General features: G+C 66.0%; 15 protein-coding genes. 4 read left to right on the top strand and 11 right to left on the bottom strand.

The genetic code is table 11. From position 1 onward, the window contains the following. Positions 1–30: 30 nt before the first annotated feature. The 8 genes from AB0F62_RS19165 to AB0F62_RS19130 form a co-directional block, all read right to left on the bottom strand. A complete protein-coding gene (locus AB0F62_RS19165; protein ID WP_361799892.1) occupies positions 31–381 on the bottom strand; it encodes a hypothetical protein in 351 nt (116 codons plus the stop codon). Next, the gene (locus AB0F62_RS19160; protein ID WP_361799889.1) at positions 381–1,430 is read right to left on the bottom strand and encodes a major capsid protein; all 1,050 of its coding nucleotides are present in this window, start codon (positions 1,428–1,430) and stop codon (positions 381–383) included. Before AB0F62_RS19160 ends, AB0F62_RS19165 begins: the two co-directional genes overlap by 1 nt. 18 nt (positions 1,431–1,448) lie before the next feature. Further along, on the bottom strand, positions 1,449–1,859 hold the full coding sequence (locus AB0F62_RS19155; RefSeq protein ID WP_361799886.1) for a head decoration protein: 411 nt from the start codon (positions 1,857–1,859) through the stop codon (positions 1,449–1,451). A 122-nt stretch (positions 1,860–1,981) separates the two neighbouring features. After that, complete coding sequence (locus AB0F62_RS19150; RefSeq protein ID WP_361799883.1) at positions 1,982–2,677, bottom strand: hypothetical protein; 696 nt, start codon at positions 2,675–2,677, stop codon at positions 1,982–1,984. Between the two features lie 254 nt (positions 2,678–2,931). Further along, entirely contained in the window at positions 2,932–6,135 is a 3,204-nt protein-coding gene (locus AB0F62_RS19145; protein ID WP_361799880.1) for a type I restriction endonuclease, read from the bottom strand. 3 nt (positions 6,136–6,138) lie between these two features. Then, positions 6,139–7,266 carry a restriction endonuclease subunit S gene (locus AB0F62_RS19140; protein ID WP_361799877.1) on the bottom strand — a complete coding sequence of 376 codons (1,128 nt, stop codon included), beginning with the start codon at positions 7,264–7,266 and terminating at the stop codon, positions 6,139–6,141. Positions 7,267–7,400: 134 nt separating this feature from the next. Continuing rightward, positions 7,401–9,392 carry a class I SAM-dependent DNA methyltransferase gene (locus AB0F62_RS19135; RefSeq protein ID WP_361799871.1) on the bottom strand — a complete coding sequence of 664 codons (1,992 nt, stop codon included), beginning with the start codon at positions 9,390–9,392 and terminating at the stop codon, positions 7,401–7,403. 125 nt (positions 9,393–9,517) lie between these two features. Beyond that, the gene (locus AB0F62_RS19130) at positions 9,518–9,655 is read right to left on the bottom strand and encodes a hypothetical protein (RefSeq protein WP_361799868.1); all 138 of its coding nucleotides are present in this window, start codon (positions 9,653–9,655) and stop codon (positions 9,518–9,520) included. 65 nt (positions 9,656–9,720) lie between these two features. Here AB0F62_RS19130 and AB0F62_RS19125 point away from each other — a divergent pair, with 65 nt between their 5' ends. Next, a complete protein-coding gene (locus AB0F62_RS19125; protein WP_361799865.1) occupies positions 9,721–10,251 on the top strand; it encodes a hypothetical protein in 531 nt (176 codons plus the stop codon). A gap of 480 nt (positions 10,252–10,731) precedes the next feature. Here AB0F62_RS19125 and AB0F62_RS19120 read toward each other — a convergent pair whose 3' ends face one another. Continuing rightward, positions 10,732–11,760, bottom strand: coding sequence for a PIN domain-containing protein (locus AB0F62_RS19120; RefSeq protein ID WP_361799862.1), 1,029 nt, complete (start codon positions 11,758–11,760; stop codon positions 10,732–10,734). A 229-nt stretch (positions 11,761–11,989) separates the two neighbouring features. Then, positions 11,990–13,798 (bottom strand): hypothetical protein, encoded by a 1,809-nt coding sequence (locus AB0F62_RS19115; protein WP_361799859.1) that lies wholly within the window; start codon positions 13,796–13,798, stop codon positions 11,990–11,992. A gap of 207 nt (positions 13,799–14,005) precedes the next feature. On the opposite strand from AB0F62_RS19115, the gene AB0F62_RS19110 reads away from it, so the two are divergent. The 3 genes from AB0F62_RS19110 (at position 14,006) to AB0F62_RS19100 (ending at position 19,609) form a co-directional block, all read left to right on the top strand. Then, on the top strand, positions 14,006–14,530 hold the full coding sequence (locus AB0F62_RS19110) for an HNH endonuclease signature motif containing protein (RefSeq protein WP_361799856.1): 525 nt from the start codon (positions 14,006–14,008) through the stop codon (positions 14,528–14,530). A 281-nt stretch (positions 14,531–14,811) separates the two neighbouring features. After that, on the top strand, positions 14,812–18,270 hold the full coding sequence (locus tag AB0F62_RS19105) for an AAA domain-containing protein (RefSeq protein ID WP_361799853.1): 3,459 nt from the start codon (positions 14,812–14,814) through the stop codon (positions 18,268–18,270). Beyond that, a complete protein-coding gene (locus tag AB0F62_RS19100) occupies positions 18,257–19,609 on the top strand; it encodes a phospholipase D-like domain-containing protein (RefSeq protein ID WP_361799965.1) in 1,353 nt (450 codons plus the stop codon). Before AB0F62_RS19105 ends, AB0F62_RS19100 begins: the two co-directional genes overlap by 14 nt. Here the strand turns inward: AB0F62_RS19100 and AB0F62_RS19095 are convergent. Further along, positions 19,578–19,901: a hypothetical protein gene (locus tag AB0F62_RS19095; protein ID WP_361799850.1), complete on the bottom strand. Its 324-nt coding sequence runs from the start codon at positions 19,899–19,901 to the stop codon at positions 19,578–19,580. The genes AB0F62_RS19100 and AB0F62_RS19095 overlap by 32 nt on opposite strands. Between the last annotated feature and the right edge of the window lie 144 nt (positions 19,902–20,045).

Below are 20,045 nucleotides of genomic sequence, written 5' to 3'. Positions count from 1 at the left end.
GCAGCGGGTGCCGGGCCGGGCCTGGCTGGGCTACTTCTCCTCGACCGGCTTGCGCGTCCGGGTCCGGGGCTTCGCCTCGGGCGCCGGTTCCGGCTCGGCCACGGCTTCGGCCGTGGGCTCCGGCTCGGCCTCGGGCTGCGGCTCGGGCTGGGGTGCCGGGTCGCGCTTCGTGGTCGCGTCGGGGTCGTTGAACGTCGGCGCGGCTGGCTCATCGCCGATCAGCGCCGGGTCGTCGATCGTGGGCGCCTCGAAGTCCACCCAGGCGTCCGGGTTGGTGATGACCTCGGCCACCACCGGGTCGATGTCCTCGCCGGGCAGGAGGATCAGCAGTTCGTGCGTCTCGGGGTGCTCCACGTGCACCGCCGCGGCCAGGCGCCGCATCACAGCACCTTCGCCACGATGTGGCAGTCCGGCGTGAACAGCACGGGCATGGCGACGGCGGCGCCCTTGGTCCACACCTGCGGCGGGTCGTCCTGCGTGCCCTTGGTGATGATCAGGCCAGGCGCGTCCTGGCGAGTGATCTCCGGGTTGGAGCCGCGGGACAGCACCAGGGACTCCGCCGTGGTGCCGTACATGGTCTGGCCCCACTGGGTGCGGTTCGGCGGCACCATCACCCACCGGTCGTCGGGTAGCGGCCGCACGTTGGCGCCGTCGACCCGCACCTGCCCCTTGTACAGCTCGATCGGCGGCAGGTTGTAGTTGCCGCGCACCACGTTGACCTGCTGCGGGGTCAGCGTCGCCGTCGGCGTGTTCGACGGGTTCACCGACCCGTAGTATGCGGCCCGGTAGGCGTTGTTCTTGCCCAGGTACGAGGTGGCGCGGCGGCTGGTGAGGACCAGCTCGGGGAACGGTGCGCTGATGGAGTCGAGGTAGTCCAGCCACCCTAGCTCGTCCTTGATCGGGTCCGAGGTCGGGTCGGACCACAGGACCGGCGCGGTCGGCATGTTCGCCGCCGGCACCTGGTAGTCGAGGTCCATGGTCAGCCCGTTCTCCGCTGCGAGGGAGAACTTGCCGTCGGTGAGGACGTCACCGGCCGCGAGCTCCAGGCGGGAGTTAACGGCCTCGACGTGCCGCTCGACGTCGTCGTACAGCAGCTCGATCAGGCGGTCCTGGTCGGCCCCGCGGGAGGCCTCCTGCAGCAGGATCTCCATCTCGCCGACGAGCAGCTTCTGCCCCAGGGCGGGCAGCATGCCCTGCGTGCTGGTCGTCCACGCCTGGCGGTCCGCGAACGGCACGGACGAGTCGTAGCTGCGGTACTTCGCCGCGTTGACGTAGCGGCCCTGGTTCTTGATCCGCCACATCACGTCGGCGACCTTCACCTTGGGGAAGATCGTCTGCGTGAGCAGGAAGTCCGCCGGGGTGGGGATGGCACGGGCGAACGTGGTGAGGTCCTTGACGGTGACGCCCTTGATCAGGTCCTGGATGGTCATGGTTGCGGGCCTCCTTCCTTACGCGAAGCGGATCTGGCAGATGGCGGACGGCACGACCGGCGCGACGACGACCGGCAGCTTGGAGGTCTTCACCGCGCCGTGCCACAGCAGCGCGGCCCCGACCTTCGTCTGGCCGGGCGCGAACAGAACCTCGGCGAAGACGAACCCGGCCAGATTCTGCCGGCCGTCGGCGGCACCGGTGGCGTACAGCCCGTACAGGCCGCTGGCGGTGATCTTGCCGACGGGGATGCCGGACAGGAACCGGCTGTAGGGGACGTTCGGGTCGGTCGACGGCACGTAGTGGGTGCCGGACACGAACGAGGACAGGTCGAGGGTGATCGAGTCGACGTCGCGGGTCCCGTGAAGGCTGGCAAGCCAGGACCGGTCGGCTGTCAGGTTCTGGGTGGTGGTGACCGGCTGAACGGTCATGAGTCCTCCCGTGGACGATCAGACGAGTGGGCAGTTCGTCCGCTCACCTGCTGGTGGCGTCGTCCACGGGAGGGGTGGGGCGTGGTCCCCGAAGGTCCGGCCTTGACCCGCCGGTGGGAAGTTCAGGTGGTGACGTAGCCGCGCCGGCGGGCCATCTCCTCGCCCTGGTGGCCGGGCTTGGGCACGTTGGCGCCGCGCGGCGGCGGGCCGCCCGCAGGGGAGCCACCTGGCGCGGCAGGCGGAGCCGGGTCCGTGGTGGCGGCGGTGAACAGCTCGGGCCTGCGCTGCTGCAGGGCTGCAGCGGCCTCGGCGACCGCGTCCTCGTCGGCGTCCTCCTCGACGACCAAGAGCAGTTCGGCGTCCTTCAGGTCGTCGCCGGTCGCACCGAGCGCCACCAGGGCGGCCCGGCGTACCGCGGCGCGTTCACGGAGGATGGCCCGCGCCTCACGCTGCTCTGCGGCGGTCGTCGCCGCGGCGGCGGCCTGCTCGCGGCGCTCGACCTCGGACAGTTGCGCGGCCTGCGCGTCACGCTGGGCCTGCACGAACGCCGTCAGGTCGTCGGTCTTGGTGAAGCCCAGCTGCTCGACGAGCTTGCGGACCGCGGCGCGTTCGCCCTGCTGCTTCTCGCGGGCCAGCAGCCGGTTCAAGGTCTCCTGGTCCGGCAGTTGCGCTGGCGGCGCGGCCGGATCGGTGTTCGGGCCCGGCGGCAGAAGCTGGTTGGACGGGTCGGTCGGGTCTGCGCCCAGGATCGGGGAGATGGGGCGGCCGTCACGCCGGTAGCCGACGGGCGTACGGGGGGCGGGCAGTAGCCTGTCCATGCGGGATCCAGTCCTCCAGCAGCAGCGCCCCCGCGCCAACGATCAGTGTAGCCACCTGGGGGCTCGCTGCTGCCCGCGAACTGGCAGGCCGGGGGCAGGGAGCAGACGCCCGGGTCGGCAGACAGGGGAATGGAGGACAGCGAACGCGCTGCCGTGCCACGGAGTGGGAGGATGCGGGTCAGCCGGGCCAATGGCGGCGGCACTCGCAGGGAGGTGCCGAGGCGTCCCTCGGAAGACGCCTCCCCCTCAAGGAATTATTCTTTTGGATCTTCCGCCCCAGCCTCCGGTTCCGTGCGCGCGCGCCGGGACTGGTACAGATAGGCTCCGATCAGCTGGATGAGCTCTTCGGCTCGCTCACTCTCGCCGGTCAGCGCGCCCGTCAGCTTCCCGAAGGCCCCCTCGTTAAGCACGGCCGCGTCGGTAAGGGCCTCGCGCAGGTTGGGGGAGATGAGGAACTGGTCCTGGGCGTTGTTGTCGATCTGCTCGGCGATCAGCGGGTCCTCCTCGGCCATCCCGGCTGCGGCAGTAACGAAGCCGCCGATCTGCGGGTCCGCGAACTCGCCGCCGAACAGGCTGTTGATCTTGGCGATTACCTCCGACAGCAACACCTGCTGTGGATCACGGGCCACGGCGGTACCGATGCCAGTGACGCCCCGCAGCCCTGGCGTCTCCTGGTCGCCTGACAGGGCTATGGCCGCCTTGCCCTGGTCAATGTGCCGCACCCGCTTGAGGACTATCCCGGAAAGGTCCACGTCGGCGCGGGGATCGTCAATCGCGAGCAGGCGCACCAGCTGGCGCAGGAACTCGGCGAGTTTCTCCAGGTCGGTGGTCGCGTAGTCGACGACCTGAGACATGAAGTCGTAGAGGCGGACGTAGGAGCCACAGTCCTTGCGGAAGGTCCGCAGCTCGTTCAGGGCCTCGCTGTCGTCGCTCTCGGTTGCGTCGGCCCATCGGTTGGCGAACTCGTCGCGGGCCGGCGCGATTGCCGCCGCCAGCGCCGAGTGCCGCTGCTGGCCCCACCACGCCTCGGCGTAGCGTTCGACGTCGGAGTGGGTGTAGATGCCGGGCTGTGCGAGCTTCGTGGCGAGCTGGTGGACGAGGTTGGGGTCGGCGGCAGTCTCGACGTGGGCCTCGGTGTAGTACTGCAGGAATGCATTTTGAATGTCTACGGGGTCGTTGACGAAGTCGAGGACGAACGTCTGGTCCTTCGCCTCACCAGTCGGGGCGCGGTAGGTCCGGTTGAGGCGGGAGAGCGTCTGGACGGCGTGGACGTCGGGAAGTTGCTTGTCGACGTACATCGCGCACAACAGCGGCTGGTCAAAGCCGGTCTGGAACTTCTCCGCCACCAGCATCAGCCGGTAGTCGGGGCGCCGGAACTCCCGAGCGAGATCGGATCCGAGACCCGGGTTCAAGGACGCTTCGGTAGCGTTCTCCAAGCCGTAGTCCTCGTCGGTGATGTCACCGGAGAACGCAACGATCGTCTTGAGCTTGTAGCCCTTGGCGCGGATGTACTTGTCCGTCTCGATCTTGTAGCGGACGGCTGCTTGACGAGAGGAGGTGACGACCATGGCCTTGGCCTGGCCGTCGAGGAGGCGCGCGACGTTGGCCCGGAAGTGCTCGACGATAATCTCGACCTTCTGCCCGATGTTGGACGGGTGCAGGTTCTTGAACCGCATGATCTTCTTCGTCGCGGCCTTCGGGTCGACCAGTTGACCCTCTTCATCGCTGCTGATCGTGGTGACGACGCCATCGGCGCCGCGCTCCTCGATCTCGAAGGCGGTGTTATAGGTCTGGTAACCGCGCAGGACGTCGAGGATGAACCCCTCCTCGATGGCCTGCCGCATCGTGTATACGTCGAACGACTCGGGCTTGCCATCGTCGCCGGGGCGCCCGAACAGGGTCTTCGTTTTGTGCTTCGGTGTGGCGGTGAACGCGAGGAACGACACGTTCGGTGACGAGGCTCGGGCCGCCGTCTCGGCTGAGATCCGCTGCTCCCGCTGGACGTGCTCGTCGTCGGCGGAGAGGAGCTCGTTGACGACGTCCTGGGTGTCGACCGCCTCGTCCTCGGCGATCTGCCCACCCTCGGTGAGGACCTTCTTCAGGGCGTTGGCTGTCTTGCCGGATTGGGAGGTGTGGGCCTCATCGACGATGACGGCGAACACCTTGTCGCCGAGCGTCGTATCGATCAGGCCCTTGACGTAAGGGAACGTCTGGATCGTGACCACGACGACCAGAGCGGGCCCGGTCAGCGCGTCGAGGAGGGCCCGGGACTTCGAGCCGCCGGCGCGCCGCACGGCGGCGGAATCGATGACGGCCACCGAGTCGCCGGAGTCGTCGACCTGACTGACGGCGTCCTGGAGCTGCCGGTCGAGGACCTTGCGATCGGAGACAATCAGGACCTTGTCGAAGACCTTGCGATTGTCCCCATCGTGCAGCCGGGCGAGGCGATGCGCGGCCCAGGCGATCGTGTTGGTCTTGCCCGAGCCGGCCGAGTGCTCGATCAGATACCGCCGCCCCGGCCCGCCAACGCGGACCTCGTCGACGATCCGCCGTACCGCCCGCCACTGGTGGTAGCGAGGAAACAGCAGCGTCGTCGTCCGCTTGATCTTCCCGGTGGCCGGGTCCTCGTCCTCGTCTTTGCGCAGGAACATCAGCGCGCCGAGGATATGGAGCCAGTTGTGCCGCTCGAGGACCTCCTCCCACAGATAGGAGGTGGCCGCACCGTTCGGGTTCGAGGGGTTGCCTTTCGCGCCATCGGCGTGGCCCCGGTTGAACGGCAGGAAGTGGGTCTTGTCGCCGGCCAGCTTCGTGGTCATCCACACCTCGTCGTCGTCGACGGCAAAGTGGACCAGGGCGCGAGTACCGAAGCCGAGGAGCGGCTGGCCTTTCGGTTGGCGGTCCTGCTTGTACTGCTTGACCGCGGTACGCCACTCCTGCTTGAAGAACGACTTGAGCTCCAGCGTCGCGACCGGCAGCCCATTCACGAAGAACACCAGGTCGATCGACCGGTTGTCACCGCGGGCCGACGAGAAGTGCACCTGCCGCGCCACTCGCAGTCGTACCGATTCGTACGCCTTCGTCACCGTCGGATTCAGGGTCGTCGCCGGTGCGAACTGGCACATCCGGAAGTGCGCTGTCGCGCCGCGGGTATGCGAGAACCGCCGCCGCAGCACGTTCAGCGTGCCGCCGCCCGAACCCATCGGGGTATCCAGGCGCGCCACGAGTGCATCAAGCAGTGCGTCCTTGTCGGCTTGCTCCGTCGGGGTACCGACTTTGACGACCTTCTCGTACTCCTCGGGCTGAGTGGTGCTCAGCCACCAGTGCACGTCCTCGGGCCACAGGGCACGCTTCGCCTCGTACCCCTTATCCGACTCGCTGTACGCCCAGCCGTGGACGGCGAGGTATTCGGCGATTTCAGTCTCGAACGCCTCCTCGCGAGTCAGATCTGCAGTCGCCATGCGTCAGCCTGCCTTCCGGGCGGTGCGTACGTCGAGTTGTCCGGTTACTACGGCCGTGATGAGCGCGGCACGACGCTCCTTGGCGAAGGCAATGTGCTCCTGTGCCTTGGCGACGAGAGCGTCGACCCGCTCTGTAGCGGCCGCTACCTCAGCCAGCAATTGGTGCTGCTCCTGGATTGGCGGCATGGCTAGCCGCAAGGCCCGCAGGTCGGCCACGGTCAATCCGCCTTTTGTAGCGCCATTCTCACTACTGATGCGACGCAGGTAATCGTAGTTTGAGCGTAGGCTCCACAAGAGGTACTCGGGTACCCAGTAGCGTTCGTCAGGCTCGATGTACGCAAGATGCTGGTTGATGGTGGACTCGATCCGGAGGATGGTCGCGGCACCTCGAGTCTTACCTTGCCCGGTGAGCGCAACCAGAATGGATCCAGGCCGCACAATTGGCAGATGACACTCAAAGACAGCAGCTTCGGTTACGCGCCGCGAAGGCTCGCGGACCTCTGGCAGGTTCACCACAGATGAGTTGACCCACGGGATCTCGCCGCCAAGCCAATAGCGGTCCTCACCGCTCCGTGGGGTTGACCCGTTCCCCATGCGCGTTCGACGGTGAAGCTGGTCAGACGGATTCCCGTCTTCCTGTGTCCGAGAGAGGATTTCAGAGACCACAACGCTTCGACGCTCGCGGAGCAGTGTCACGAACTCCTCCTGCTTGGAGACCAAAGCATCGATCTGCGCCGTCTCATGATCCAGGAAGTCGGCAATGGTCCGCTGCTCTTCGAGCGGAGGAACAAGCCATGGGGCAGCAGCAAGCTCATCGCGATTGATCTTTGGCATTTTGACGCGCATTGAGGTGACTGTTGTGTACGAGTGAAACGGCCGTGCGAGCATGTAGTAGAGCGCATAACGGGGAAAGACGGCCGAGCGGAACGACATAGCATACATGTCGGCGCTACACAGGCATTTTTCAACTGCGATGGTAACCTTGCTGAGAGCTGGCCGGATCTTTGAATAGATAATCTGGCCCGCATTGGCCAAATACTTACCAGAGTCTGCACCTTGTTCGGCGGCCGTTTCACGACCAACGATTCGGCCGGTACCGCTCTCAATATGGTTTGGTGCGACCAAGATCATAGAGTGCCATGGCTCCACGCGTGGGTCCACTTGCCCCCCGTTGACCTGCGCTTCGTATCCGAAGCGACTTACTCGCCAGTGGGATGGGACATCTTCGAGCCACGGAGACCCACTCGCGACAAGCTCGTACGAACTCATGCCTCCACCTCCCGCAGCATCTGCAGGATCTCGCCGACGACGCGGTTGAGGTCGGCGTCGATCTCCTCCAGCGGCCGCGGTGGGGTGTAGCGAAAGAAGTGACGGGTGAATGGGATCTCATAGCCGGTCTTCGTCTTGGTCTTGTCGACCCAGGCGTCAGGCACGTGCGGCTTGACCTCAGCCTCGAAGTAGGCGTCGATGGTCTCCTCGGCGGCATCGTGGGTCTTCGGGTGACCGCCCCAGCCGAAGGGGATGTTCTCGGTAACGCGCAGCGCAGGGTCGGGTTCGATCTCGCCCTTGTACGGGCCGGAGGTGTAGCGGCAGTCGTCGGCGTCGTCATCGTGTTCGCCGATGGTCTGCCACAGCGCCTTGCGCTGAGCCGCGGTCAGCGTGACCGGGTACTCACGCAGGTGCTTGCCGAGGTCGTGAAGGAACTCCTCCCGATTGAGGTAGGCCTGCTCGCCGAAGGAACGGAGGGCCTCCACCAGGTCCGGGATCTTGCCAAGGGTCTTGTGGTCAGCCACGCCAGCGATCCGCTCGGCGGTGCACTGGAACCTGAGGCGCCAGGGACGCTCAACGGTGATTGTCCAGTAGGCGAAGTCGCGGTTCTCGAAGATCTTCGAGGTGTCCGATGCCTCGCGGGAGGCGAACGCCTGCACGATCGCGGTGCGAGCGTCGTCAGAGATTTCGACGCGCTTGGAGCCGATCGACTTGCGCAGCTTGGAGCCGAGCCCGGTGGCGTCGATGAGCTGGACGGTGCCCTTGCGCTCGGCGGGCTTGGTGTTCGAGAGGATCCACAGATAGGTCGCGATTCCGGTGTTGTAGAACATGTCGTTAGGGAGGGCGACGATCGCCTCGACCAGATCGTGTTCCAGCATGTGCCCACGGATGTCGGAGGGCCCGGATCCTGCGCCGCCGTTGAAGAGCGGCGAGCCGTTGAGGACGATGCCAGCCTTGCCGCCGCGGCCGGTGTCGTCCACGTCGCGCATCTTCGACGCGACGTGGAGGAGGAACAGCATTGCGGCGTCCCCAACGGCGGGCAGTCCGGGGGCGAAGCGTCCCTGCCCGCCGCGCTCGTGCTCGGCGGTCACCTTGGAGGCGACATCCTTCCAGTCGGTGCCGAACGGTGGGTTTGATAGGACGTAGTCGAACTTGTGGTCCTCGAATCGGTCGACGACGAGGGTGTCGCCCTGGCGGACGTTGGTCGGGTCCTGGCCCTTGATGAGCAGGTCAGCCTTGCAGATTGCGTAGGTGCGCGGGTTGATCTCCTGGCCGAACAGGGCCGTTGAGGCGGACGGGTTCAGGTCGTGGAGGTGCTCGTCGGCGACGGTCAGCATGCCGCCGGTGCCGACGGTGGGGTCGTAGATGGAGCGGACCTGGCCTCGGTCGCGCAGTGCCTCGGTGTCCTCGGCGTAGACGAGGTCGACGAGGAGGCGGACGACGTCTCGGGGTGTGTAGAACTGGCCGGCGCCGTCGTTGGCGGACTCGGCGAACCGGTAGATGAGGTTCTCGAACAGGTCGCCCATGTCCGCGTTCGAGACGGTCTCAGGGCTCAGGTCGATCTTCTGGAAGTGCTTGACGACCGGCGAGAGGCGGTCGCGGGCGTCGAGGGTGCGCAGGACGTTCTCGAAGTCGAAGGACTTGAACACGTCCAGGTTCGACGAGAAGCCAGAGACGTAGTCGATGAGATTGGCCGCGAGGTTGTTCGGGTCCTGCAGCGCCGTCTTCAGCGTGTAGTTGCTGGTGGTCCAGAAGTTCAGGCCCGCGTTGTCCGAGGTGCGCGTCTTGAGCTTCAGGTAGGTGCGGCGCTGCTGATCACCGGGGTACTTGCTGATGATCTCGGCCATCGCCTCCCGGTGCGGTTCCATCACGCACTCCAGGCGGCGCAGCACGGTGAACGGCAAGATCACCGAGCCGTACTCGGCTTCCTGGTAGGGGCCGCGCAGGGTGTCGGCGACGCTCCACACGAACTGACTGAGGACGCTCACGCAGGTCTTCTCCGGTCTAAGGCTGGGGCGGTCACAGCTCTGCTCGGAGCGGTGCCGCGTCGCCCGAACCCTATCCGCCGGGACCTACACGCGGCAGAGCAATAGTCGAGAGTGGCGGTGCGGGCTCATGAAGCCAGTGTCATCACGATCAGCGCCGCGCCGGGGTCGCCGAGCTGTTCGGCGACATAGTCACGGTCGAGGTCGAGCAGGAGGCGCTGCCGGGGGCGTAGGCGCGCCGACAACTCCGTGTACAACTCGGCCACGGCAACCATTCGTGCCGACTGGCCTGCGATGATCAACCCTCTACGCGCACCAGGGGGGACCACCTATGCACCGTCGTACACTCGCCGCCACCTGCCTCACCGCAGCCGGCCTGGCGCTCACCGCCTGCAGCAGCAACGACAGCGGCAGCACGGCCGCGGGTTCCAAGCCGGACATGGCCGCATCCACCACCGAGGCTGGCACGCCGAAGGATGCCACCGCGGACTACGCGCTCATCCACGGCGCCATCCCCACTACCGCGCTGACCGCAACGGTCACGGCTGCGAACGATGGCAACCACCTGCTCGGACGACCGCACCAGTACACGTCGGCGATCAAGTTCTCTGACTCCCGCATCAAAGCTGCCGATGTGGATGGCCTCGACAAGGATGACGTCACGCGCGGTGGAGGCATTGAGGTCTTCGGTAATCATGACGATGCCCAGGCCCGAGCGGCCTACATCCAGGCTGTAACAAAGGGAATGCCAGCTCTGACTGAGTATGACTACGTGTCCGGCAATGTCGTCGTGCGCGTCAGTCATCTCCTCACGCCCGACCAGGCGGGTAAGTACAAGGCGGCAGCCGCCAAGCTGGGGTGACCGACGACCGGAAGCCCTCGCCATGCACGATGCGGCGGAGGCTGGCCCTGTTCGCCACAAAGCCGCGGCCTCCACGACGACTGGGCGCCGGCCTGTCCCGCCGGCATCACCCCCCCCAAATACGCGTACCTCTACGACGGCAACCTGGTGACCGGCACCCTGGGCCGGTACGCCAAGGACTGGGCGGTCGTCCGCCACATGGGCAGCACCATCTCCCCGGACGTCGCCCCCTGGCGCGGCCCGCACTTCACCGTCCACGTCGAGGAGCGGACCCCCAACGCCCAGCGCGACTCGATATACCGGCTCTCCGTGGGCAACGACACCACCGAGATCGAAGCCCGTAAGACCCCCCCAGCGAAGTCCGCCCCGCTGCCTGACGTCGCCCCGCCTGCTGCGCCCCCGGCTCTCGACCTGCCGGGGGCGCTGCCACGTTCGGGGCCCGTCCGCCGACCCCGGGGACGATGCCGCTTCGTGTTCGCATTAAGCCAGGAGTTGAGACACGTCCTTGCCAGCGACGGTGACCCTCTGAGGAGCGAACTCGATCGTTGCCCCCTGATCTCGCTCATCGACGATCAGGGCCATGCCCTCGACCTGTGCGGGGAGCCCCCGGTAGGCGGAATTGCCACCGGGGCTTCGCGGCAGCCGCTCGAAGATGAATCGGACTGACCACCTGCCGGTGACGGTCGTGACGGTCGCGTGATTACCGCTGCAACGACGGCCCTTTTGGCCGCTGATCAGCCGCACCTCGACTTCTGCCTCGACCATCCGCTCCTGCTGGCGCGTAGGCAGGTCGGCCGAGGTGGTGATCACGTTTGTCAGCGCCTCCTGGAAGTCATTGCGCTGGGTGATCTCTTCTGCCTCGACGAGCTGCTGCGGATAGCCGAAGGCGTCCATGGCGTCGACGACTGTCGACTTCAGGAGCAACCTGCCTTTGCGCGTGTCATCGTTCATCAGGTGCGGCGCCAGGCCACGGCTCTTGCCCGGGGCTGTGAAGTCGCCGTCCGAAGAGACGAAGATGACAGGCAGAAGCCGACCCTTGCTGTCCCTCTCCCGAGTGGCAGCCGCCCTGACGGCCGTGAGCCAGATCGACGCGTCCCTGGCCCCCGCTCCGTTCAAGCCTGGGTCTAGGTGGTCAGCCTCCAAATTCAGCGCGGCCAGCGCGTCCTCCGGCGTGGTGGGCAGCACAAGGAAGTTGGCGCGGACGTCCGCCTCAAATTGCTCGACGTGCTTGGACATGGAAACCGCCCGTTGCACCGGATGTTCTGGCATCAGCCGGGTGTCGTGGAGGCGCTTGGCCGGCGGCAGCAGCTCATTGAGCGCGCGATGGGCTCGGCGATAGCCGTTGATCGCCGACGTCAGATTTTCGCGGTGCTGCCGGACGACCTCACGGAGGACTATGTCCGTGGTGGCGAGAGTGTGTCCGGCCCGTTGCGCGACTGCGGCGAAGAGCTTCAAGGCCGGGCTGTGAGGCAACACGAACCTGATCTGGTTGCTGTCAACGATGATCACGTTACGCAGAGTAGTGCCCGTGTTGATGCCTGGATGCTGCTTTCTGGGAACGGACACGGCCCGCCCACAGTCGAGTTGACCGGGCCGCGCCCACGTCATCAGGCGTCGAGGATCCGTAGCCCGTCGATGCGGTCGACACTGGACCGGTCGGCCCTCGCCGCCGGCCTGTCCTGGCGCGGGGCAGTTGCGTTAGCAGGGCTGGCCAAAGGCTGGCGGTCTGCTACACGGTTTACGTGGGGATGAGCGGCACCGGCGGAACGCCGGAGTCGGCCTCAGGCAAGCCGAGGTAGTCGCGCACCGCGGCGTTGTCGCCGGTCGCGTCGGCGAGGCGGGCGGCCTGGTCGAAGGCTCGCTTCTGGATGCGCTCGATCTCCTTGGTGACGTCGTCGATCGGGTAGCCCGCTTCCTGCAGCATCCGTACCGCGGTGTCGAGGGAGAACACGCTTGCCGCGTATCCGGCCGTGACGTCGTTGAGGACGGTGGTGCGGTCGGTGGGGGTGTGCGCTCCCCACGCCAGGCGTGCGGGCAGCGACTCACCGGCGGGCCACACCTGCCCGGCCTGGTGGAGGCGCTGCACCATGCGCAGTAGCAGCTGGTACTTGTGGTTGCGGGCCAGGCGCATCGCGCTGACCAGGGAGTCCAGCGGGCCCAGCGCGAGCTGCAGGGCGTACCCGGACGGCACCTTGGCCACGTCGAGGGTGCCGAGCCCGGCCGTGGTCAGGCGGGTGTTCGAGGCGAGCCGGTCCAGCAGGTGGTCGATGCGCTGGCGGAGCTCGGCGAGCTGCGCCGAGGTGTCGAGGGTGTCCATGCGCCCGGAGTCCGACAGCTGCCACACCGTGCCCGCCTCCACCCGCACCGGCATGGGCTGCCCGGTGGAGCGGTCGATGGGCAGCCGCGCCCCGGCCAGCGCCACGATCGGTGTGCCGGTGGTCGCCGACGCCGACGCGCTGTCGGTGTCGGTGGCGGCCAGCTCGTCCAGCAGCTGCAGCACCGTCGCCAAAGTGGACTTCCCCCAGTGCTCGCCGACGTCGGGGACGCTGTTCGGGATGTGCACCACCGGAATGAAGTCGCACATCAGGTCCAGGCCGTGCAGGACCTGCCCGTCCGAGCGCACCCGGTAGGCGGCCTTGTCCAGCGGCAGGGAGAACACGTCGTGGGCCAAGCCCAGGTCCTCCAGCAGCCATTCGGCGTCGGTGAGGTAGCACGTCGTGCCCGAGGGCCTGCCCGGCGCCCACGGGTACACGCGGGTCACCGTGCCGGTCAGCGGGTCGAGGGTGTCGCCGACCGTCAGCACCGGGTCGCCGTCGGCGCCGGCGACCTGCTCGCGGATGGCCCGCCCGTCCTCGGTGCTCCCGGACGCGGTCGACGGGCCGATCGGGCCGAGCTCGTACGTGATGCGCCGCACCCGGGCCTTGAGGCCGCGCGCCGGGTCGGCGGCCAGCTCCCACGCGAAGTGCACCCGAGACGGGTACTCCTGCGCGTCCTGCTCGCCCTCGTCCCACTCGGGGAAGTAGAACCCGGGGTCGTAGGTGCGCAGCAGCGCCCGCTGCTTGGCCGGCTCCCACGCCAGGGTGTACACGCCGTCGCCGCAGCGCACCGCGCACCGTTCGGCCTGCTGGATCCGCAGCGGCAGCAGTTCCTTGTCGGCCCACGCGCGCAGCTTGTGCTGCAGTTCGGCGGCCGCCTGGTCCTCGGCGGTCGCATGGTCCTGCTGGGCGTGGTCGGCGCCGGGCACCATGATGGTCTGCTCAGCGCCTAGCAGGTAGCCCAGGGTGGTGTCGATCAGCTTGGAAGGGTCGCCGAGCTCGCGGCGCTCCACGCCGTGCTGCTCTCCGGTGACGGCGGCGAGCTGCCCGGCCTGGTTGGAGTCGTAGGCGGCAAGGAACTTGTACGCGGACAGGCGGCGCAGTTCCTCGCCTGGCACCCACGAGGTGTTCAGCTCGGGGAACGCGTTCTGACCGGGCCGGGTCGGGTCGGCCATGGCCTGCTTGTAGTTGAGCCACGACCAGGCGTCGATGAGCAGTTCGCGCAGGCCCACGGGTGCCCTCCAGGCAGCAAGGCCCCGCGCCCGCGCCGACCAGGATACGGGCAGGGCCTGCCCGCCCTGCATCGGGCCGAGGACCCCCTGCCGAGCTAAGGCTAGGGAATCTGGCGCGGGCAAGAGCTTGCCCCTTTGCAACTTCGGTTCGTAGGCGAGCTTCCCGGCTGGCCACTGGCGCACTTGCCTCTGCGGTATCTTGCGGCGGTGACCCAGGACCGACCCTCGCTCCCCTCGGCACTGCATCGCGCAGTGCTGGAAGAAGCTGGCTATGCCTGCGCAATCCCCACTTGCCGCATGACGCCGGTAGAGGTCGCCCACATCGAACCGTGGTCGAAGGTGAAGGAGCACGCCTTCGACAACCTCATCGCGCTCTGCCCGAACCATCACACGCGGTTCGACCTGGAGCGACGTATTCCGAAGTCCTCGATGCTGAAGTACAAAGCGAACCTTGCGGTCCTAAACGGTCGGTACAGCACCCTAGAGCGGCGGCTCATCGAGGATGGCGCAACGATGCCGCCGGGACAGGAGATCCCTGTCCACATTGGTGTCCGGATCTTGATCCGGAACCTGCTGGAAGACGGCCTGCTCGAAGAAGCCAACGATCCTCAATACCTGCTCACGGGCTACGACCTGGGCGGCGTCAAGACCACCGAGTTGTACCATTTTACGGAGAAGGGCCGAGCGTTCATCGAGCGATGGAAGGACGCAGAGCCACTCTTCGACGAGTGACCCGGGGCCAGCTGCCTCCCCGCTGGACTCTTGATTGCGCCGCCATACACCGGGCGCTCGCTTCGCTCGAGCCGGACAACGGCTCCGCGTCGCACTCGCACAAGCCAGGCCATGCAGAACCAGCCGGGACGGGACGCGATCCGCGAGACCCGGCCTCATGACGGCTGGCGGAATCCGTGGCCGTCTGAGCAAGGTGAAGATCCTCATAATACCCCACGAGGCGTCATCAGTATTGCGAGAATGGGCAGCCTCAGGACGGGGTGGCGGCGAGGAGACATAGCGTGGGGGAACAGCGCATCAGTGGCCGATTCCTGCTGCTGGGAGACGGGCCACGCGACGGCGGCATGTCGACGGTCCACCGGGCGATCGATTTGCGGTCTCCTACCGGGGAGTCCGTGGCTGTCAAGCTGCTCCACAAGCGGGCTGGGCTGCTCTCAAACGAGTTCCTCGACCGCGAGCAGGAGTCCCTGAGGCGACTGGGCAAGGCCGACCATCCGAACATCGTGCGCCTGATCGAAGCCGGATGGTCGGAGGAGCTGGACCGGGCCTACCTCGTGCTGGAGTGGATCGAAAACAGCCTCAAGCAGAAGATGGACCATGGCGAGGCGATGAGCTGGCGTCGGTTCTACACCGACGTCGGTGCCCCGCTGCTTTCGGCGCTGGCGTGTGCTCACCTGAGCGAGATCGAGCATCGCGACCTCAAGCCGGGGAACGTGCTGCTCACCGCTGATGGGCTGGTCAAGCTCGCCGATTTCGGGATCGCAAAGATTCGCGACAACTTCTCGTCCGTTGCGACTGTCGCTGGATACCGGTCGGGGCTCTACTCTCCACCGGACGTCTCCAGCCCCCCGTACACACGCGACGTTTTCAGCTGGGGCGTTCTTGCTGTCCAGGCCCTCTCCGGTAGCGCCGCCAAGGAATACGCGGATCTGCAGACTGTTTTGGAGGGTCTTGACCTTGAGGACGAGGTCCGCAGCATCCTGCGTTCCTGCGTGAACCTACAGGCAGCCGAACGCCCCAGCAACGCGAGTGTCCTTGAGCAGCAGCTGGCCCGGGTAGAGCAGCGGTTCGATAACAGTGCGGCGCAGCGAGCCTGCCATCTGTGGCTTGGGTTGACCAGGCGGGCCGCCAACGTCGTCCTCGGCCGACCGGCGGGCAGCCAGGAAGCGGTTGTCCGCGACGAGTGGAAGCGCGCGGAGTCGCTGCTGTTGGAGGACCTCGCAGGGGCTGTGCACGCGGACTTCGGCACTGACAGGGAAAGCGGAAAGGTCAATGACCACGACGTAATCCTTGTCGGCCAGGCCTTCCAGATAACCATCGTGCCGGATAACCGCAGCGATGACGACCGGGCGGTCATCGTGAAGGTACAGAAGGTACAGCCGGAACAACGAGCCCGGTGGTGCGAATCTCGGGTCAACGTCGGTGCCGTCCTGACGTTCACGTTCACCAACCCAGGGGAAAGGGCTGCTGCGCAGGGCTGGGATGAGATGGTCGCTCAGCTGGATCGGCAGGCTGAGGACCGCGAGCGTGCGAAGCAAGTTGGGACTACCGCCGTGTCGGCGGACCTGTTCGAGGGGTGGGGGCGGCTCCTGGCGGCTCGGGATGACCTTGCCGCTGGAGGCCGAACCCCAGTGGCATATACGCGGGCCGTACCGGACCCCGATGGCCGCACATGGCGGCTGTACCTGTCCCAGGGCTCTGTGGCGGAGACCGGGGAAGAATGGTCGGTCGCCGAACACGAACGCGGTAGGCCTGTTGAGCGTGGTGACATCGTCGCTGTCGACCGGGAAGACGACGTGATCACCCTGCGCTGCCCCCGGGGAGCCCATCTGCCCGATCGGGGGGTTCTAGTCCCGTACCTCGGCGCGTCTCGGGTTTCTCTCAATCGGCAACGCGATGCTTTGGCCGCACTAATGACCGGCGGCGACGCACTCGCGAACCCTGATCTGCAAGCGATCCTCCTCGATCCCGGCTACGCTCCCGCCGGCGAGCCGGTGGAGATCAACACTTGGCTCCGGCCCGACCTCGACGACAGCAAACGGGATGTGGTGCGGCACGCACTGGGTAACCAGCCACTGTTGGTCGTGGAGGGGCCCCCCGGAACGGGCAAGACTACGGTAATTGCCGAAGTTGTCGAGCAGAATCTCCGACGCTCGCCCGGCATGAAGATCCTTATCGTCAGCCAGACCCATATTGCCGTCGACAACGCCCTTCGTAGACTCGAAGAGGCAGGAGTCACCGGCATCGTGCGTCTTGGGCGCCCGGACGACCCCAGCGTCGGCGCCGATGCTCGACACCTTCTGCTAGACCCGCAAATGAAGAAGTGGGTCCAGCAAGTTCGCCGCAGCGCCCAGCAGCACATGGAGGACATGGCCTCCCGTCTTGGGCAGAAGCCTCGGTACCTGCGCGGAGCCCTGCACCTGCAGCAGTTGGCGTCTGTGGCCGCCGACCTCGAACACGTCGAACGCCGACTGGCCCGGCTGGAACAAGGCGATAGCGACTTCACCACCAGCGAGCAGGCCCGCGGTGATGCCATCGTCTCGACGCGTCAGCGTCGCGACGACCTTCTGGCTCTTCGCGCGGAGGTCTTTGCCGAGGTCCAGCGCGAGATCGGTGAAGATCTCACCCTCAGTGAGACGCAGCCCCCGCAGGACTCCAGGGACGCTGTCGCTGTGCTCCTTGGCGACAGTGAAGAAGCGCGGGCGCTGATGAGTGTCATCACCGTCCAGGGTGACTGGCTACAACGCATGGGCAACGACCGCGAGATCGTTGCCGAGTACCTGCGCACCAGAAACGTCGTTGGCGGCACTGCCATCGGCTTCCTGGGCCACCCTGCTGCCCGGAACCTCGAATTCGATCTCTGTATTTTTGACGAGGCATCCAAGGCGAGCGCCCCCGAAGCCATCGTCTCTCTGGTCCGAGCCAAGCGGTGGATCCTCGTCGGTGATCCCAACCAACTCCCGCCCTTGGACGAGGACCTCCTGCGGAATAGAGCTGTCATGCGGGATTACCAGCTCACCCCCGGCCTGGTGACGACGACCCTGTTCGATCACGTTCTGCGGCAGACCGCCAGTCCTGTACATCAAAAACTTCGGCAGCAGTACCGTATGACGCCCGCAATCGGAAACCTAATCAGTGAGTGCTTCTATCAGGGGGATCTTGAGTCGCCGGGCCGCCAACGCCTCGAGGGATACGCCACACTCGGCAAACCCGTCATGTGGATCGACACTGGCGCCCTAGGGGCTGCTCGGCGCGAGTCCAGCCGTGCAACCGGCGAGACCAGTGTCGTCAACCGCGCCGAGGCCACGCAAGTCATGCACCGGTTGACCACGGTCGACAAAGCCGTCGCGAAGAACCACGTCCGCCCCCATAGAGGCCGGACTCTGGAAGTCCTCGTAATTACGCCCTACAGCCGCCAAGTCGACGAGCTGCGTCGGCGGCTGGCTGCTACCCGCCTTCCTCACCTTCACGTCGAAGTGCTTTCTGTCGATGCTGTACAGGGCCGTGAATGCGACCTCGCCGTCGTCAGCGTTACCCGCAGCAACGACCAAGGACAATTCGGGTTCATCGGCCAGCACTACTGGCGACGCGTAAACGTGGCCCTCTCTCGGGCTCGCTATGGAATAACCATAGTTGGAGACGCAAGATTCTGTCGCAGCAAACCAGGCCCCCTGCGCGACGTCCTCCAGTACATGGACCGCCATCGAGAGGACTGCGAGATCCGTGATGCCCACCGCTAATCACGCCATCCTGGCCGATCAGTTCGCCGACGCCCGCGACGGGCTGACCCTCGTAGCCATCGTCCCCGCCGGCATTCCAGTCACCACGCTCAAAGTCGATGTCGACGCACAGCAGGAGAAAGAACTGCCCCTGCTCACCGAGAGCATGCTGCGTCTGATCGGAGCCGGAGTCACCGCCCCCACTGACCTCAGTGGCCTGCTCGGCTTCCCTGTCGACCCGGTCCGGCGAACCCTTAGCGAAGGCATGTTCAGAGGGCACATTCGCCTTGACCCGAACTCATCGGACGGCGACGAGCGCGTACGACTAACACCGCTGGGGCAACAGGTCGCTGTGGAACACGCCGCCATCCGTCCCGTCCGGGAGCGTATGACGTTCTACTACGACGGAACCCTCGGCGACATCCAGCCCTACGACCCTGCCCTGCTTGTCCAGGCCCGAAAGGCCGCCGACGAGGACCTGCTCAAGCTTCCCGCTGTCACGACTAACCCCGTCCATGCCGACGACGTTACCCCCGAGAAACTCAACAGCCTTCTGCGTGCAGATGCCGACAATCGCTACACCGTCCTGTGCGTGCGAGACGTCCGTCACCCTCCCACGCCCCGATACCTCCCAGCGGACTTGCTAGTCTACTCTGATCCTGACCGCAAGGACATCGAAGTTGCCGTCGTTATTGACGGAAAGATCTCGACTGCGCACGAACTTGCACTGATCAGCCGCGGCGGAGCAAATGCTCTCGGAATCCGAGTCGATCCTCCTGCCGAACGACCTCGCCTCAATGACGAACTCGAACTCATTCGGGTTCCCATCGCCACAAGCCGCGAAAAGACCTCATCTCACGCCATGCCCGGGGCCGGCCCAGGCGAGCAAGGGAAGGTCGTAGGGGTCAGTGTCTTCGACCACCCCCGTCTACTGGAAGACGCCATCACTCAGGCGCGTGACCGCCTTCTCATCATGTCTCCATGGATCAAGAAGTCCGTTGTCAATAATGCCTTTATCGCCAAGCTCGAAGGACGAGTTCGCCGCGGCGTCCGAGTGGACATCGCCTATGGCTTCTCCCGCCATGACACCAAGTGCGACCCAGAAGCGGTTGGGCTCCTCGAAGACCTATCCAAAAGCTATCCCGAAAGCTTTACCTTCAGCCGCCTAAATAGCACTCACGCCAAAGTCCTCATTTACGACAACACCTGTGTCACCACGTCGTTTAACTGGCTTTCCTTCCAGGGGGCCCGCGACCGTACATATCGCATGGAGGAAGGCAATCTGGTTACGATCCGCTCCTTCACTGACACTCAATATGCGTACTTCCTCAGCCGTATCGCCGATGAACGCATGGCCTGACTGAGGTAGGAAGCTTGTGGACGAAGGACTGGCCGCGCTTTACGGCGCGGGCATCGGTGCCGTGTTCGGCGGTGGAACGGCGATCGCAGCCGCCTGGCTCGGCCGGGCCGGCATGCGCATGCAGGCCGAGGCGGCCATCAGGCAGGTTGAACAGCAGACCGACGCCCAGCGGGAACAGTGGAAGCTGACGATGCGCAGGGACGCAGTGGTGGCATTCCTGATGGCAGGCAACGACTTCTTCCATGCCGCGGTGGCTCACCACGAGGCGGAGGAGCAGGTGCAGCAGGGCCACAGCTCACCGGAGTCGCTCCACGATGCTCGGGGGACGCTCGACGGCGCATACCGCGCACTGCAGCGGGCTGGCGCGACGCTCTACCTTGAGTCGCCGCCAGAACTTGCCTCAAGGTCACACAGATTCGAGATCAGGCGTTTATGG

Origin of the sequence: Streptomyces sp. NPDC026673 (genome assembly GCF_040638135.1) — a bacterium.
In the GTDB taxonomy this organism is placed as follows: Bacteria; Actinomycetota; Actinomycetes; order Streptomycetales; family Streptomycetaceae; genus Actinacidiphila.
Note: the sequence above shows the minus strand (reverse complement) of the source record. Positions and strands in the feature narration are given on the sequence as shown.